At 51.9% G+C, this 16,168-nt stretch carries 15 protein-coding genes; 12 read left to right on the top strand and 3 right to left on the bottom strand.

From position 1 onward, the window contains the following. Window positions 1-48: 48 nt before the first annotated feature. The 6 genes from C7B82_RS29820 (at window position 49) to C7B82_RS29795 (ending at window position 5,431) form a co-directional block, all read left to right on the top strand. Window positions 49-630 (top strand): hypothetical protein, encoded by a 582-nt coding sequence (locus C7B82_RS29820; RefSeq protein ID WP_106260848.1) that lies wholly within the window; start codon window positions 49-51, stop codon window positions 628-630. Then, window positions 620-1,564, top strand: coding sequence for a nucleoside hydrolase (locus C7B82_RS29815; RefSeq protein WP_106260847.1), 945 nt, complete (start codon window positions 620-622; stop codon window positions 1,562-1,564). Before C7B82_RS29820 ends, C7B82_RS29815 begins: the two co-directional genes overlap by 11 nt. Window positions 1,565-1,846: 282 nt before the next feature. Beyond that, entirely contained in the window at window positions 1,847-1,981 is a 135-nt protein-coding gene (locus C7B82_RS34485; RefSeq protein ID WP_281259066.1) for a hypothetical protein, read from the top strand. Between the two features lie 349 nt (window positions 1,982-2,330). Then, window positions 2,331-3,431, top strand: coding sequence for a helix-turn-helix domain-containing protein (locus C7B82_RS29805; RefSeq protein WP_106260844.1), 1,101 nt, complete (start codon window positions 2,331-2,333; stop codon window positions 3,429-3,431). A gap of 100 nt (window positions 3,432-3,531) precedes the next feature. Next, window positions 3,532-4,455, top strand: coding sequence for a lipoyl synthase (gene lipA / locus C7B82_RS29800; protein WP_106260842.1), 924 nt, complete (start codon window positions 3,532-3,534; stop codon window positions 4,453-4,455). 37 nt (window positions 4,456-4,492) lie between these two features. After that, the gene (locus C7B82_RS29795) at window positions 4,493-5,431 is read left to right on the top strand and encodes an NAD(P)H-dependent glycerol-3-phosphate dehydrogenase (RefSeq protein WP_106260841.1); all 939 of its coding nucleotides are present in this window, start codon (window positions 4,493-4,495) and stop codon (window positions 5,429-5,431) included. Between the two features lie 339 nt (window positions 5,432-5,770). On the opposite strand, the gene C7B82_RS29790 is transcribed toward C7B82_RS29795, so the two are convergent. After that, window positions 5,771-6,523 (bottom strand): phycobilisome rod-core linker polypeptide, encoded by a 753-nt coding sequence (locus tag C7B82_RS29790; RefSeq protein WP_106260839.1) that lies wholly within the window; start codon window positions 6,521-6,523, stop codon window positions 5,771-5,773. Window positions 6,524-7,259: 736 nt separating this feature from the next. Between C7B82_RS29790 and C7B82_RS29785 the strand changes: the two genes are divergently transcribed. The 5 genes from C7B82_RS29785 (at window position 7,260) to C7B82_RS29765 (ending at window position 11,488) form a co-directional block, all read left to right on the top strand. Beyond that, complete coding sequence (locus tag C7B82_RS29785) at window positions 7,260-7,778, top strand: C-phycocyanin subunit beta (protein ID WP_106260837.1); 519 nt, start codon at window positions 7,260-7,262, stop codon at window positions 7,776-7,778. 93 nt (window positions 7,779-7,871) lie between these two features. Further along, a complete protein-coding gene (cpcA, locus tag C7B82_RS29780; RefSeq protein ID WP_106260836.1) occupies window positions 7,872-8,360 on the top strand; it encodes a C-phycocyanin subunit alpha in 489 nt (162 codons plus the stop codon). Window positions 8,361-8,602: 242 nt separating this feature from the next. Beyond that, on the top strand, window positions 8,603-9,418 hold the full coding sequence (locus C7B82_RS29775; RefSeq protein ID WP_106260834.1) for a phycobilisome rod-core linker polypeptide: 816 nt from the start codon (window positions 8,603-8,605) through the stop codon (window positions 9,416-9,418). 145 nt (window positions 9,419-9,563) lie between these two features. Further along, entirely contained in the window at window positions 9,564-10,436 is an 873-nt protein-coding gene (locus C7B82_RS29770; protein WP_106260833.1) for a phycobilisome linker polypeptide, read from the top strand. Window positions 10,437-10,639: 203 nt separating this feature from the next. Then, window positions 10,640-11,488, top strand: coding sequence for a C-phycocyanin alpha-cysteine-84 phycocyanobilin lyase subunit CpcE (locus tag C7B82_RS29765; RefSeq protein ID WP_106260831.1), 849 nt, complete (start codon window positions 10,640-10,642; stop codon window positions 11,486-11,488). Between the two features lie 213 nt (window positions 11,489-11,701). Here C7B82_RS29765 and psaD read toward each other — a convergent pair whose 3' ends face one another. Both psaD and C7B82_RS29755 read right to left on the bottom strand, forming a co-directional pair. Further along, window positions 11,702-12,127 carry a photosystem I reaction center subunit II PsaD gene (gene psaD / locus C7B82_RS29760; protein WP_106260830.1) on the bottom strand — a complete coding sequence of 142 codons (426 nt, stop codon included), beginning with the start codon at window positions 12,125-12,127 and terminating at the stop codon, window positions 11,702-11,704. Window positions 12,128-12,238: 111 nt separating this feature from the next. Further along, window positions 12,239-14,266 (bottom strand): DICT sensory domain-containing protein, encoded by a 2,028-nt coding sequence (locus C7B82_RS29755; protein ID WP_106260828.1) that lies wholly within the window; start codon window positions 14,264-14,266, stop codon window positions 12,239-12,241. A gap of 549 nt (window positions 14,267-14,815) precedes the next feature. Between C7B82_RS29755 and C7B82_RS29750 the strand changes: the two genes are divergently transcribed. Then, complete coding sequence (locus C7B82_RS29750) at window positions 14,816-16,138, top strand: glycosyltransferase family protein (RefSeq protein WP_106260827.1); 1,323 nt, start codon at window positions 14,816-14,818, stop codon at window positions 16,136-16,138. Window positions 16,139-16,168: the final 30 nt, after the last annotated feature.

Raw genomic sequence — 16,168 nt, 5'->3', positions numbered from 1 at the left:
TGTAGTCTCCTTTAACCCCTTCAAGCCTTCTGAAGGAACTTTATGCGTATGCTTGACTCCTTCATTCCAGTGGCATTTGCGGTTGCGCCAAACCCTCTGGGTTTGCCGTCTAACCTCAAACTAACGACAATTCCAATCGATGCCTATACTTGCTTTGAACTGTGGATGCCCACAGCGAACGGAACACTTTTACCTGAAGAAGCGATGCTCTTGCGCGGCGATCGCGCCCGCCTTGAGGATATTTGCGCCAAGCTCACAGACTTCATGGGCGCGACACTTGCCAGTAGTACTGCATCCAACCACACTGAGCCTTCGGTTCAAACACCCACTCACAACTGGGGCGCGATTCGGCGTAAGCTTTACGAAGCCGGTGCAGATTTTGACGCGATCGGCGTCACCTACCTGCCACAGGTGATTTATCCCAGCCTCGATCAAGAGAGTGGCCTGCCTGCCTGGACGCTGCAACAGTCGGGGTGGAGCATTTCCTTTCTGACGCTCCACCCGATCGCAACCGGCTTCCGTTCAGACGCGTTGCCTCTCACTGCAACGATCGCCTTTGGGCAATCCATCACCAAACGGCTTCAAGCCGTTCCAGTCGTTACCAGCCAAACGTGTTTGCATGGTCGCTAAGCCTATTATCATTGATTGCGATCCGGGAGCCGATGACGCGATCGCACTCTTTCTGGCGCTGGCCTTTCCAGAGCAGCTCAACGTTTTGGGCGTGACGACGGTCGCTGGCAACGTGCCGCTGAATTTGACACAAAAGAATGCTCGTTGCCTCTGCGAACTTGCTGGCAGAAGCGAGTTACCAATCTACGCAGGCTGTTCTCGCCCATTGCTACGCCCGCTGATCACGGCTGAAGACATACATGGTAGAACAGGACTAGACGGCATCAGTCTGCCAGAACCACAGATGCCGCTGCAAGCGCAACACGCGGTTGATTTTTTGATCGAGACGCTCTTGCAAGCAACGGAACCCATCACGCTTGCGACACTGGGGCCACTGACCAACATTGCTGTGGCGATCGTCAAGGAACCGGCGATTTGCCAACACATCAAAGAAATAGTGATGATGGGTGGGGCTTTGACGCAGGGTAACATTACACCCTCGGCAGAATTTAATCTTTACGTTGATCCGCACGCCGCCCATGTCGTTGCCACAGCCGGAATCCCACTGACAATGATGGGGTTGGATGTCACACATCAGGCGATTGCCACACCAGAGCGCCTCAGTGCCATTCGTGCGATTCACTCGCCCATCAGCGCTGCGATGCTTGGTTTACTTGCTTACTACGGTGCTCGGGATATGCAGCGCTATGGGTTCTCTGGCCCACCGCTCCATGATCCCTGTGTAATTGCCTATCTTTTACAGCCTGACCTGTTCACTAGTCGCCGCGCTCATGTGGCGATCGAAACCAGCAGTGAACTTACGATGGGGCGCACCGTGGTTGATTGGTGGCACCTTACCGAGCCGCTAACGAATACAAATGTAGTCGAAACGATCAAAGCTGACGCATTTTACCAGCTGCTGACTCACGCGATCGCTAAGCTCAGCCAAGGGTAGCTCAATGATAGTGGATGGCGTTTTCGGCAAGGCTGAAGCGCAAACCGTTCCTTGTCAATCAACGATCTTGCATAGCATTACTGCTTAACATTGCCCCTTGATGCCTGTAAGCCCTGAGGCACTGAACGAGCGATCGACTGAACAGCCAACCTGATGCGAAAAAAGGGACGATCGCCTCCATAGAAATACAGACATTTAAAGCATGGGCAGAGAAAGATTCCGCAATCCTTACAAGGGGATTTGCTCTAGATTTTGGCATGGTTGTAGGTGGAAGACTGATCAGTGCATGAGCGCCTGCGATCGGTGTTGCCCACCCCTGTTACCTGGAATGATTCCTATGTTGCCTTCACACTACACCAAGCTTACCTTCCCAATCTGGCAGTTTCTGAGCCAGCCAATTTTCGACCCCAGTTTTAAAGTCATTCTACAGCCAAGCCGCTTTTGGCGCTTGCATCAAGTTTCCCTACTTGAGCGTTGTCTATCCAAAGAGTGCGCTTCTAACGATAGTCGTCGCGATTAGAGATGGCAAAAAATTGTTAAAGCTGCTGACGGCAGGGCTCATGCTCTGCCGTTTTGTCGGTTTGTTCTGAATTGCAACATATCCGTCCGGAAGAATGCAAAACCCCTTCGAATGAAGTTATGAAGACAGGTTGATTATTTACTTTAAACGAAGGTTGTGTGCTGGTTTTGTCGCCGCCCAGTTAACCGCTGTTTGTAGTCAGTGCAAGCTGTTTAATGCTGGTTTTTTAGATAGGGGAGGCAATGCATGCTGGCACATGAGTCTACTTACTGCGTGGCGGTTCCTGGAGGGAACGCTGAAGTTTCCCTGAATGGACTAAGGGCGATCTTGGGACAGGTAGAGGCTGAGCTTTATCAAAGCGAGATTTATGGGCAGATGCTCTCTAGCCTGGCAGCATTGCCAGATGATTTGCATAGACAAGTGCAGTGTATGGTACGAGCAGTCGGCAGAGAAGCCATTCGACTGGCGCTACGCAAAATGGTGCGCAAGAAGCCCGCGATCGAGCAACCAGCCAAACAGGAGTTTGCCAACCCTGCCTTAGCAATAGCGGCACCCAAGACACTGCAACTAGCACCCCAGCAGCCAGTTAGCCCACCGGATCGAGAACCGATCGCCGCTGATCACAACCGTCCCGCTACGGTAGCCGTCCTCCCTGTCAATAGTCAAGCGCCTCCCTTACCACGAGAGCGCGTCATGCTTTATCCACCGCCGCCATCCCACATCGCCAAGCGACTCGCCAACCCGCGCAAAAAGCTCAGTAAACGAGAACTGGCACTACAGGCAGCGCTTGAAGCACGAGAGACGTGCCTACAAGCCCTGGGGCAGACGATTCGTCAGGCGCGACAAGAAAGGTCCTGGTCGCCTTACCATTTGCACATCAAGACCCAGATTCCGATGCACCAGCTAGAAGCTCTGGAGTCTGGGCGCATTGACCGCTTGCCTGAGGATATTTACCTGCGAGGCTTTATTCGACAAGCCGCTAATACGTTGGGGTTGGATGGAAATCAAATGGCTGCGTCATTGCCAGCGATCGATTCAGCCACCGCTGTCTTGCCGTCGTGGCAGCAGCCAAAAGTACGCTCCGGTTTGCAACTCAACTCAATGCACGTCTATTTGGGCTATGCCGCGTTGATGGCTGGCGGTATTGCCTGGGTTTCTCACCAATCTATCCCGCATCAGACAGGGGCAGCACCTGCTCCTGCACCAGCCACAGTCGCGCCGTTGCCGCAAGCGCCGGCTCAGCCAGCCAACGCTAAGGTAAGCCCCAAAGGTGCGGCAGCGCTAAACGTGAAGCAAGGCACGACGACCCCAGGGGCGATCTCACCACCCGAAAACAGCCCGCTTTAGTGCTTTTGGTTGCTACACTCCGTTCCTCTCTGGCAGAGCTTCTACCTTCCAGCCTACGCCTGATAGGATGGACAAGACGTTGTTTAACTCAGGATGAAGCGTGGTCGTTAAACCAGAGTGGTTGCGGGTCAAAGCGCCGCAGTGGGAGCGGGTCGGAAGCGTTAAAGACATATTGCGGGATTTGGGGCTGAACACAGTCTGTGAAGAGGCCTCCTGCCCAAATATTGGCGAGTGCTTTAACAACGGTACGGCTACCTTTTTGATTATGGGCCCCGCCTGCACGCGCGCCTGTCCCTACTGCGATATTGACTTTGAGAAAAAGCCTCAGCCGCTTGATTCAGCAGAGCCGGAGCGGCTGGCAGAAGCAGTACGCCGGATGCAGCTGAATCATGTCGTTGTGACCTCAGTCAATCGGGATGACTTACCCGATGGGGGGGCTACTCAGTTCGATCGCTGCATCCATGCTATTCGTGCGGCTTCGCCAGGCACCACGATCGAGGTCTTGATTCCTGACCTTTGCGGCAATTGGGATGCCTTGGCGACTATTCTGAAAGCCGCACCAGAAGTACTGAATCACAACATCGAAACGATTTCCCGCCTGTATCGTCATGTCCGTCCGCAAGGGAGCTATGCCCGATCTCTGGAGTTATTGCAGCGCACCCGTGACCTGGCTCCCTGGGTTTATACCAAAACAGGTGTAATGGTGGGATTGAGTGAAACCGATGAGGAGATCAAACAGGTCATGCGCGATCTGCGAGCAGTGGATTGTGACATTTTGACGATCGGGCAATATCTCCAGCCGAGTCAAAAACATTTAGGAGTCGTTGATTTTGTGCGCCCAGAGCAGTTCGATGCCTGGAGAGCCTATGGCGAATCGCTGGGTTTCTTACAAGTAGTGGCGTCACCCTTGACGCGCAGTTCCTATCACGCCGAACAGGTAAGGTCACTGATGGAACGGCATCCACGAGAAAGAGGCAATCAGCTTGAAGCGGTCAAGCGTCAGGAGTCAGAAGTCAGTTATTAGCTGAAAGCTGATCGCTGAAAGCTGCTAGTTTAATTCCATGCAACAACGTACGATCGCGATTCTCGGTGCTGGAGCCTGGGGAACAACATTAGCCACACTAGCAAAGGCAAAGGGTCACACCGTCAAGGTGTGGTCACGGCAAAGTCACGAGCACTTGCAAACCGTGATTGATGGTGCTGATCTTGTGCTTTCAGCCGTCTCTATGAAGGGTGTAAGCGCCGTTGTTGAGCAGATTCAACCGGCTGCGATCGCGGCTCATACCGTTTTTGTGACGGCAACCAAAGGGTTGGCAGCCGAAGCTAGCGTAGCAACCAAGCCGTTACTACCCTCCCAAATCTGGCAGGCGGCTTTGCCATCGCATGCAGTTGTGGTTTTATCGGGGCCCAACCTCTCCAAAGAAATTCAGCAGGGGTTGCCTGCGGCTACGGTTGTTGCCAGCCAGGATTTAGCAGCAGCACAAACCGTACAAGCGGCGCTATCGTCCAATGCATTTCGGGTTTATACCAACTCCGATGTGGTGGGCGTTGAATTGGGAGGGGCGCTGAAAAACGTCATTGCGATCGCCGTTGGAGCCTGCGATGGTCTGCAGCTAGGAACGAACGCTAAAGCTGCTTTAGTCACTCGTGGTCTTGCTGAAATTATTCGTGTCGGCACTTATTGGGGCGCAAAACCGGAGACCTTCTACGGCTTGTCTGGGCTAGGCGATTTGCTGGCAACCTGTAACAGTGCGCTCAGTCGCAACTATCAAGTTGGCTATGGACTGGCTCAAGGGCAATCATTGTCTGTAGTCCTCGCACAACTTCAGGGCACGGCAGAAGGCGTCAATACCACTCAGGTCTTGATGAAACTGGCTACCCAGCAGCAGATTGCTGTCCCCATTTCGCATCAGGTCGATCGTCTGCTCAGGGGGGATATTACTCCTCAGGCCGCGGTAGAAGCGCTGATGCTACGAGACTACAAGCCAGAAACTCGTTAGCCTCTTAAGACTTTTTGAGTAAAAAAAGAACCCACCGTGTTGAGGCGGGCCAACGAAACCTGAATTGATGCGCTTAGAGACTGTAAAGAAACAATGTCGTGGACTGTAGCGGTCAGCCATCAGAGAAACGCTAATCGCTGATCGCCAATCCAAAAGTATGCAGTTATTTTTTAACAAATGCTTAGCGACGATCGCCCTCAGCTTAGCGCCACTGCTAGACAGAACCGCGCGATCGGAGCAGAGCGATCGGTTCCTTATAAATAAGGATCTGCGCTACCTCGTCAGGACTGCTTGAATGCGCACTCAAAGCCTGACTAAGCTAAATTCAAGCCCCATCCTTTAGCGAGAGCGATAAGGGACAGTCTTGTCAATGTCAATGTTGTAGACCGATGTTCTGCTCGGTGTAGCGGGTGCCGGGCTGATGCTTCTGGCCATATTGAGGAATAAAGCAGGATCGCCTGTTTTGGGTTGCTTGTCGTAAGAGCGGTAGTTGCGAACAACCTCTTGCCAGATTGTTTGGGGGAAGCCCAATTGAGAACGGTAGTAGGCATCGTAGCGAGGAGACGTAATGTTGAAGGGGGTTTCACCGATGGCGCGACTCGGTAAAGTGCGACGACGGTGATAGGGAACTGTGTTCTCCCCAAAGTTTTCAATATACTCGTCGCTGTTGAGCAGATCATCAACAAACCCTTTAACGCCTTTGGTCATCACGATGGCTGACCAGGCAATCTTTTCCCGCTGGTTGTAAACTCGACGTCCTAGAACTTTTTCGACACAGTGTTCGACAAAGCGGTAATTACTGTTTTTGTCGTAAAAGCTATCGATGAAGGTTTTAGAAAGTAACAGCCCCCGGATAAAATCACGGACTGTAATTTGCCTGTTGCGAAGCTGTGATTCAAGGGCAACTTCACGATCCCACTTAAACGCATGGAAGAAGATCTGGCGATAGGCAGCATTAATCAGGTTGCCTACGTCTGTTGGGGAGTATAGATCATCGCTTGAATAAATAATGGCTTCGTCATCTCTTGCACCTAGCGGGGCTACGCGCTGGTTTGGAGCGGAAGGAGAATACGTTAATAGAGGAATTGCCACGCTTAAATAGGCTCCTATCTTACTAAACTTCCAAGAGTATCCCGATCATCATAAAGCGGAGAGGTGATTGCACGCTGCGCCAGTCTGACAAAACGTTACATACTTTAATACTAAGCTGGGCAACTATAGTGAATGATTGAATTTAAGTAAAGGATTGAACTTAGGGAAAAAACGCTGCCCCAAAGGGCGCTAGTTTCCTTTTGACCAACAATTAGAGCCGTTTTTAGAAGTCCCCAGGTTTGTTAAGAAACACCTTAATGTTAAGAATAATTTACAAGTGAATATTTGAGCTGCAACACTAAAAAGCTTGTTCAGAGAGGGATCTAGCCTTTATTGGTCTTTGAAACTCGCCTCTTCTTCTAATGTTTTTTAATTGCACAAATCTTGCACAAGTAGATTGTTTTAATCAGGGTTATTCCAGAAACAAACCAGGCTCCTAGTTGTAACGATCAGGTCGCTACAACGATCAAGCGTTTCGATTCCCTACCTTTTCTGATGCATTGACACAGGCAATGTCTGAGTCTATATAAGCCTAAGTGTTGGCTTTCTCTTGCGGAGAGCTGGCGCTTTGTGAAACTTATCTGCTTCATGATGATGAGGGGTTGATGGAACATGAAGGTGGGTTTTGGTGTACCCGTCTTGGGCTGCTTTGGCAGTTGAAATTCAAACTGAATCTATTTCAGTTTCGAAACAAGTTCATAAATACTCAATTGAGCAAATTTAGGAGATTGAATCAATGCTAGACGCGTTTACTAAAGTGGTTGCCCAGGCTGATACACGGGGTGAGCTAGTGAATACTGCTCAAATCGATGCGCTGATGTCTATGGTCAAAGATGGTTCCAAGCGCTATGACGTTGTGAACCGCATTACTAGCAATGCGTCCACGATCGTGTCTGGTGCGGCACGGGCTTTGTTTGCTGAGCAACCCCAGCTCATTGCTCCTGGTGGTAATGCTTACACCAACCGTCGGGTTTCTGCTTGTGTGCGTGATATGGACATTATTTTGCGCTATGTCACCTATGCCGTCTTCACCGGTGACGCTAGCGTGTTAGACGATCGCTGCCTGAATGGTCTGCGCGAAACCTATTTGGCTTTGGGCGTGCCTGGTTCCTCAATGGCAACCAGCATCACCAAGATGAAAGATGCGGCGATCGCCATCGCGAACGATCGCAACGGTGTGACTCCTGGCGATTGCAGCAGCTTGATGGCTGAATTGGCTGGCTATTTCGATCGGGCTGCTTCGGCTGTAGGCTAACCCCGATTGGGTATCTGCCTTAAGTCTCTACCCTGTCGATACGAACGTATTCCAACCAACACTTTGTAAACCATTAGAGGAGCTCTAATACGAATGAAAACGCAATTGACTGAAGCCGTTGCTAGTGCTGATTCCCAAGGTCGTTTCCTGAGCAACACCGAACTCCAAGTTGCTTTCGGTCGCCTTCGTTTGGCAACTGCTGACCTGGAAGCTGCTAAGGCGCTGGGTGCTAAAGCCAATCAGTTGACTGAAGGTGCTGCGAATGCGGTCTACCAAAAGTTTCCCTACACCACCAGCATGTCTGGCAACAATTATGCCTCTGATGCTCGCGGTAAAGCTAAGTGCTCCCGCGACATTGGCTATTATGTGCGCATGATTCAATACTGCCTGATCGCCGGTGGTACAGGGCCTGCTGATGATTATCTGCTGGCTGGTCTAGCTGAAATGCACAGCACCTTTGAGCTATCGCCTAGCTGGTATGTTGAAGCACTCAAGTATATCAAGGCTAACCACGGTCTCTCGGGTGATCCTGCGCTTGAGGCCAACTCCTACATCGACTACATGATCAACGCTCTGAGCTAACTGCGGCGTTTGCCCGGAACAGTAAACAGCTCTATCGCTTGACGACTGGTTGTTGACCGCTCCGGGCCCTTTTATGAACAGTCCTTACAGACAATTTCATTGGCCTTGGTAAGGGGACGAGAGTCAAACTCTCACGCAGGAGCACCGCTCTGGCATCCCCATAATTTATTCACTTGAAAAACAGCTGTAAGACTCACTGCAAAGAGTTGACTATTTTATTGAGTTGATTGGGGAAAACAACGATGGCTGGTTTAAAAGAAGCAGGAAAACTGGGGATTAGCCCCTTCGAGGAGACGGAACCCGTTGAATTGCGTCCGCACTGGACTCAAGATGATGCCAAAGCTGTTATCCGGTCAGCGTATCGTCAGGTACTGGGTAATGAGTATTTGATGCAGAGTGAACGGTTAGTGGGTCCAGAATCACTCTTGCTGAACGGAAGTATTACAGTACGAGATTTTGTTCGGGCGATCGCTCAGTCAGAGCTTTACCGGGAAAAGTTTTTGTATCCCAATTTCCATGTTCGCTTTATTGAGTTGAACTATAAACATCTGTTAGGGCGAGCCCCCTACGATCAGTCTGAGATTTCCTACCATTTGGATTTGTATACGTCCCAGGGGTATGAAGCCGAGATTGCGTCCTATCTTGACTCATGGGAATATCAACAAAGCTTCGGCGATCATGTTGTGCCCTACCATCGGGACTTTCAAGTGGATCACCCTGGACAGCGATCGATCGGCTTTAGCCGCCTGTTGCATCTCTATCGTGGTTATGCCAATAGCGATCGGTCGCAGGGGCAAAAGCAACCCAAACTTACCTGGGAAGTGGCCAGAAATGCGGCAACCCCAATCAATGCCCCTACTACTAGCTCGTTAGCGGGTGCGGTTGGCGGTAGCCGAGGCGATGTCTATCGGATCAGGGTGCTGAAGTCGGCGACTCCCAACGCAACCGTTGTGCGGCGCAGTGTCACAGAAGTGGTGGTTGCTTACGATCAGCTGACGACTAAGTTGCAACAGCTGAATCGCGCAGGCAATAAGGTCATCAGTGTTACAGCGGTCTAAGCGAGTGGAGCATTAAAGCTAAGATTAGATGTTTCATAGCCCTCATCCTCCTGCGCCCTCTTTCGTAGGGAGATGAGGGCTGTGAAGTCGATTGATTCTTCTTAATCCACTTTTTCATTGCTAAATTATTGAAGGAGAATTTCAGGTGGCTATTACAACAGCAGCCTCTCGCCTCGGAACATCTGCGTTTAGTGATGCCGCTCCCATCGAATTGCGTCCAAACGCAACCAAAGGAGAGATTGAAGCGGTTATTCTGGCCGTTTATCGGCAGGTATTAGGCAATCCTCACCTACTCACATCTGAACGTCTGGTGATCGCTGAGTCGCTTTTACGGGATGGCAAGATCACAGTGCAGGAATTTGTCCGTCAAGTGGCTAAATCAGACCTGTACAAGCAGAAGTTTTTCCACAGCAGCTTCCAAAGTCGGACGATCGAGCTTAACTATAAGCACCTCCTGGGACGGGTTCCCTACGATCAGTCCGAAATCACTGACCACATGAACATTTACCAGGACAAAGGTTACGAAGCCGACATCGATTCCTACATCGATTCGTCAGAGTATCAAACCTACTTTGGTGAAACGATCGTGCCTTACTACCGCGATCTGGTCACAACAGGGATCGGTCAGAAATCGGTTGGCTTTACGCGTTTGTTCCAACTCTATCGTGGCGCTTCCAACAGCGATCTGGCTCAGCTAACGGGCAATGCACCTCGATTGGTGAAGGATTTAGCACGTAATGCCGCTTCGACGATCGTGCCTCCGTCTGGTAGCGGTGCAGGAGGCTATGCCTTCTTGCCAGCGGCCAAAGGGGATGATGCCGTCAGTGCGTTTGGTGGGTCAAAGGCGTTCGGCTCTGGTCGGCTCTTCCGTGTTGAAGTGGCTGGCATTAGCGGACCGGGCTACCCCAAGGTGCGCCGTGTGAATAAATCTGTCATTATTCCCTACGAAGAGCTGACTCCGCACATGCAGAGAGTCCAACGTCAGGGTGGCAAAATTGCTAGCATCACTCCCCTCTAAACCATCGATAACCCTTTAGAACATCGATACAATAGTTGGGGAAACCCGGTTTCTAATGCACCCTACTGGTAAAAACCAGGACGGTGGCAACTAGAAACCGGGTTTTTGTGACGCATGCGTAGCAGTCTCCAGTAACGGTATCCAGTTTCGTTAGCTGTCAGTTTCTTTCCCGTCGACGGACGCGTTTTAAAATCCAGTTTCTTATGCAAGAATCTACGTTTGAAAGCATGGAGTCTTCACCGCCCGGAGTCGGCTCTGATGAGGCAGAAGCGTTAACAGCCGAACAGGCGATCGCCAATCTTCAAGGGGCGGATCTGGGTCTGAGGTTTTATGCAGCCTGGTGGCTAGGTCGGTTTCGAGTCCGAGACGAGGCTGCCATCCAAGCGCTCATTGCCGCGTTGGAAGACGAAGCGGATCAGACTGAAGCGGGCGGCTATCCTTTGAGGCGCAATGCTGCTAGAGCGTTGGGTAAATTGGGCGATCGACGGGCTGTACCCGTATTGATTCAATCCTTGAGCTGTTCCGATCACTACGTACGGGAAGCCGCAGCTCAGTCACTACAGGCTTTGGGTGACTCAGCCTGTGTGCCTGCTTTACTTAACTTGTTGGCTACTGGCTTGCAGGGCGAGCAGTTAGTGCCGAATCAGCCCGATCTCTCTCAGCCCTACGATGCCATTCTGGAGGCAGTGGGTGCTTTACGGGCTGCTCATGCCATTTCGCATGTCAAACCGTTTCTGGAGCATCCTACCGAGCGGATTCAATATGCCGCGATTCGGGCGATGTATCAGTTGACCCACGAAGCAGCCTATGGCGAACAGCTAGTGCAGGCGCTTAAGAGTCCCTCGTTGCAACTACGACGGACGGTTTTGGCTGATTTGGGGGCGATCGGGTATCTCCCGGCAGCAGCGGCGATCGCCCAAACTCAAGCAGAAAACAGCCTCAAGCTCATTGCACTCAAAGGTTTACTAGAAGAGCAGTTACAGCACACGACACCGCCAGCTTTATCCGCAGGCGCTATCAATGTTATGACGCTGATGGATGAATTGTTGTAATACGGGTTTAAACGGGTTTTCACGGCGACCTTAGCCAGTTCTAGGGGTGGGTTTGAACGCTAGTCATCAGTTTCGCGATGGCTAAAAAGCAAAACCCATCTCTACTTGCAATCACAATTCAATTGGGTCTCAATTCGCAACAAAAAATCGCCTCAAGGTTCATCTTTGAGGCGATCGTTGAGTTGTTAGACCAGATAACCAGGGTTTAACGAACTAGGCTTCGTAAGTCGGTGTCCCGCTAAACTTCAACTTAGCAGGCTCAGGGTTGCTGCCGATGTTACGTGCGACGGTATTGACCTGTGGGCGACCGGCGTTGACCTTTTCGGGGAAGACGCCATCTTTAGGATGCAGATACTCAACGTCACCACCAGGGTAAACGCGGTAGATTTTGTAGTCCGTGATCTTAAATTTTGAACGCAGTTGCTGGCCACCAAGGGCAATACACTGCTCCTTGCGAGCTAGATACAGCAAGTTTTCACCTTGCCGCATCACGGCTGCACCGCCTGTTGGCATTTCAAAGACTTGCTCTTTAGGGCTTGTCCACGTGATCGCATATTTTTCTTCAACAAGGGCTTTGGTTAGTAGACCACCGGTACTACCGCCAAATAAAGGTGCTTGTCCAGAAAGAGTTTCTGCCATTGGATTTCTCTCTCGATGTTTGAAGAAATCCTATCACTGAGTCTGTCACCATCGCTAAAGTCGAGTGGGATCTGTAACAGTTGTTAGCAATCGACACGTCATGGGTAACACTCATCGACTTCTGGCACGCGAAACCTTGCCTTTCTCTGTCCTATTTTTAGGCAGTTTCTCGTCTGGCTTCCCGCGGACGATCGGCACGGTAAAGTGAAATTTGCTGCCCTGGTCTTTACCAGCCGATTCTGCCCAGATGCGTCCGCCCAGCCCGGTCACAATCTGGCGGCAAATAGCAAGCCCTAGCCCCGTACCACCGGCAGTACGGCGGAGGGCTCCTTCTTCCTGGTAAAAGCGATCGAACACGGTTTCCAGACGATTCGGTTCAATGCCGCGTCCCGTATCCGCTACGGTCACTTCAAGCATTGGTCCACCGTTGGAATGTGCCTGAATCATGATGCGACCGTTTGGATCAGTGAACTTGCAGGCGTTGTCTAGCAGTTTTGAGAGTACTTCGACCAACCATTCCCCGTCTGTCTGTACAAGGGGCAATTCTGGTGGCACGTGAGCCGTAATTTCGGGCAAGTCACTTTGGTTTTGGCGGGTGCGGATGCTGCTGAGGGCGAGATCGACACATTCCTGCAGCGGTAGTGCTTCTAGATGCCACCGCACCCGTCCACTTTCCAGCTGTGACAGGGTAAGAAAGTCCTGAACCAGTTTTCGCATCCGTTCCGTGTCAGAAAGGGCCGATTGGAGCATAATCTGGCGCAATTCTGGAGGCATATCGGGTTCGCTGGAGAGGCTCTCTAAACAAACCTGGATGGTTGAGAGGGGTGTGCGTAATTCGTGTCCGGTGATGGCAATTAAGTTACTGCGGGTGACGTCGAGCGCGGCAAGCTGTTGATTCAAGTCTTCAAGGTTCGCATACGCCTCGGCTTGAATAAGGGCAACCCCAATTTGAGCCGCGATCGCGTCTACCAGACCCAGTTCGGCTTCTGTCCACTCGTGTAGGGTGCCACCACAGGTATGGAGCTCGACCATGCCCAGGAGTCGATTTTGATGCATCACAGGCACCATCAACCAGGACGCGATCGTCCAGCGCTGCACCAAGGGTTCGGGCTGCGCCGACGCCAATCGTGGTGGTAAAACGGTGCGCCCATCTTCCAGCACCCAGGGATCTGCCTGCGCGTCAGCAAGATAGACTCGTTCCTGCTGCTCCACTACGGCTTGAAATAAGGGGTTTTCCCGCAGCAGCCACTTTTGCCCTACGAGAGAAGCGACGGCGGCTCCGAGAAACTCATGCTGGATTGTAACGTCGTCATCGGTCACTTTGCAGCGGTAGATCAAACAACGACAGCCACGCAGCGCCTGCCCTAACTCCCGTACGGCCACTGTGAAGATTTCTTCTGGGTCTAGCGATCGCCGAATCGCAGCAGTGATGGAGTTCACCAGTCGCTCTTTGCGCTCTTTGGCTGCGATCGAGCGATACGCTTTGAGTAACTTGTACTGTCCCGCTTGCAGGTACGTGACCAGACGCTCCGCAAACGGTTCAGGATCGGCATTGTTGGCACCAATGCGGCGTGCCAACTGCAACTGCTTTTTCGCTTGGGCAACCTTTGTGGTCAACTCTGGGCGATACACGAGAATTCTGTCTAGCAATAACTCTGCTGCTGTGCAAACTGTCTGTCGATCAAATGTCCAAATGCCTTCAAAGCGGCGCGCCTGATCAGTGGCAAGCTGCATGGTCGAATCAGCCGTCGAAACAGGCATCGGCTTCTCTCTGCAAATCAGACACGCGGCATACCGAGCACCAATCACCACCAAATGCCACTCTTGAGCGAGTGCATCGGTTGGCGCAAAGGCGATCGTTTCGTAATGATCAAACCGATTGGCAAAATCAGTCTCTGGCGCTGCCAGCACATAGACCTGTTCTGCTCGTTCTGAAATGCGTAAGTAGCGATGGGCTTCCTGGCGGTAGAAGCGCTCGCGCTGAAAACTTGCAATCACCAACGAGCTACCAACTCCGGCAAGAACCTGATCTTCCATGGCATGAGACAGGGCAGTCAAGGAAGACTTGAAGTAAAGCTGGGTTCTGAGTTCGGGCAGGGCTTGCAGCAGGTCTTCCAGGATGGAAGTGGAGTTGCTCATCGAGGTTAACTCTACTCGTTGATGCGGGGGCAGACCCCAACAACTGGCGGTCTCGCTGATGGGGCATCACTTCATCGTAATCAAAAGGGCTTTAACTGGCCTCTGATCCGGTTTGAACTGGATACGCTCCCATCATACGGGGATTAAACTCACTATATCGTCTCATTTTCGACAGAGGCGCGATCGTCCAATTTTTATCCCTTTGTTCTAGCCTGATGTCCGTTTAGCATCGGCATTCTGCTGCAGTCGTGAGACTACACAACGACCTGGAACGGAATCGTCCTACGATAAGCCTTAGTCTTGCCCATGGAAGCGAGGTCTAACACTCCAAGTATGTCAATCGCTTTGTATCACTTGCCATTTGGCTTACTGGCAATATCCCCCGACCTGGATATTTCTAGTCAACAAAAGACCTGTAGGGGCAGGTTTTGCCAGAGTCTTGGCCTCTAACCGTTAACCTTATAATCAAACTTGCTCCTACCTGGCGGTAAATTTTTTTCTTGGAAATCTCCCTCACTTGTCCATTGCAACCGAAGAGAGGAAAGGCACGTGCAGCCTGCGATCGATATTTTGATTTTGTCCAATGGCCCCGGTGAACTGGCAACCTGGGTTAAGCCTGTAGTGCAAGCGCTGCGCCAGCAAATGGGCGACGATCGAAACCAGGTAAGGCTTTCGGTTGTCCTCTCACCTTGCGCGAATGCCAGTGGACAAGAAGCCGCGATCGCCCGTAGTTATCCAGAGGTCGATCGCGTACAGGGCGCTGAGCACTTCTTCCCCTTTCTGCTGTGGGGCAAAACCGCTGCCCAGTGGGATTGGCGATCGCACGGTGTGGTGCTCTTTCTGGGTGGCGACCAATTTTTCCCGATCGTCATCGGCAAACGGTTGGGCTACCGCACTGTGATCTATGCCGAATGGGAAGCTCGCTGGCACCGCTGGATCGATCGCTTTGGTGTCATGAACGAAAACATCATGACCCGTATCCCTCAACCGTACGTCCACAAATTCACTGTCGTTGGTGATTTGATGGCAGAAGCCGGACGCTGGAGAAGTGAAGAGAGGAGGGAATGGGGAGCAGAGGCAGCAGAGGGCAAAGAGATTCCCTCACTCCTCACTCCTCACTCCTTACCGCCTCACCCCCTTATCGGTCTTCTCCCTGGCTCTAAGCCCACAAAACTCTCCCTGGGTGTACCGCTATGCCTCGCGATCGCGGAGCAGGTGTATGCGGTTAATCCAGCCACGCGTTTTGTGATTCCGGTGGCCCCAGGTTTGGCGGTGACAAAACTCGCGACATTTGCCGACCCTGCGACGAATCCAGCGATCGAACAACTGGGCTGGACGAGTGCCATCTTGGTTTTGCCAGCAGCACCCGACGAGCGACCATGGCTCAAAACTCGGTCTGGGCTGCGGGTTGACCTGTGGACGGAGGCTCCTGCTTATGACCTGCTCTCTCAATGCAGCCTTTGTTTGACCACAGTGGGCGCCAATACTGCTGAATTGGGCGCACTGGCAGTGCCGATGCTCGTGCTCATACCGCTCCAGCAGATCGATCTCATCAAGACGTGGGACGGCATACCAGGGCTCTTGGCAAACCTACCCGTCATTGGCGGTCGCGTCGCCAAACTCATGACTCATCTCGCGTTAAAACGATTAGGACGGCTGGCATGGCCTAACATTTGGGCGAATGCTGAAATCGTGCCTGAACTGGCTGGTGCTCTGCAGCCAAAGGCGATCGCAGCGATCGTGCAAGACTTGCTTGATCATCCCAAAAAGCTGCAGCAAATGCAGATCGCACTCCGTCAAGCTCGCGGGCAAGCAGGTGCAGCCTCAAAATTGGCGCAATTAGTGGTAGAAGCGCTGCGAGAAGACGAGTAGATCAGCACGTTACGCTTGAATGTAACGTCG

This window comes from Stenomitos frigidus ULC18 (genome assembly GCF_003003795.1).
Classification (GTDB): Bacteria; Cyanobacteriota; Cyanobacteriia; order Leptolyngbyales; family Leptolyngbyaceae; genus Stenomitos; species Stenomitos frigidus_A.
The sequence above is the reverse complement of the archived record's forward strand: the minus strand, read 5'-3'. Positions and strand labels throughout refer to the sequence as shown.

Bases quoted from the DNA above. Each gene is read 5' to 3' on its own strand.
- psaD (WP_106260830.1), bottom strand. From the start codon at position 12,127: ATGGCAGAAACTCTTTCTGGACAAGCACCTTTATTTGGCGGTAGTACC.
- C7B82_RS29755 (WP_106260828.1), bottom strand. From the start codon at position 14,266: ATGAGCAACTCCACTTCCATCCTGGAAGACCTGCTGCAAGCCCTGCCC.
- C7B82_RS29785 (WP_106260837.1), top strand. From the start codon at position 7,260: ATGCTAGACGCGTTTACTAAAGTGGTTGCCCAGGCTGATACACGGGGT.
- cpcA (WP_106260836.1), top strand. From the start codon at position 7,872: ATGAAAACGCAATTGACTGAAGCCGTTGCTAGTGCTGATTCCCAAGGT.
- C7B82_RS29820 (WP_106260848.1), top strand. From the start codon at position 49: ATGCTTGACTCCTTCATTCCAGTGGCATTTGCGGTTGCGCCAAACCCT.
- C7B82_RS29805 (WP_106260844.1), top strand. From the start codon at position 2,331: ATGCTGGCACATGAGTCTACTTACTGCGTGGCGGTTCCTGGAGGGAAC.
- C7B82_RS29775 (WP_106260834.1), top strand. From the start codon at position 8,603: ATGGCTGGTTTAAAAGAAGCAGGAAAACTGGGGATTAGCCCCTTCGAG.
- C7B82_RS29795 (WP_106260841.1), top strand. From the start codon at position 4,493: ATGCAACAACGTACGATCGCGATTCTCGGTGCTGGAGCCTGGGGAACA.
- C7B82_RS29815 (WP_106260847.1), top strand. From the start codon at position 620: ATGGTCGCTAAGCCTATTATCATTGATTGCGATCCGGGAGCCGATGAC.
- C7B82_RS29765 (WP_106260831.1), top strand. From the start codon at position 10,640: ATGCAAGAATCTACGTTTGAAAGCATGGAGTCTTCACCGCCCGGAGTC.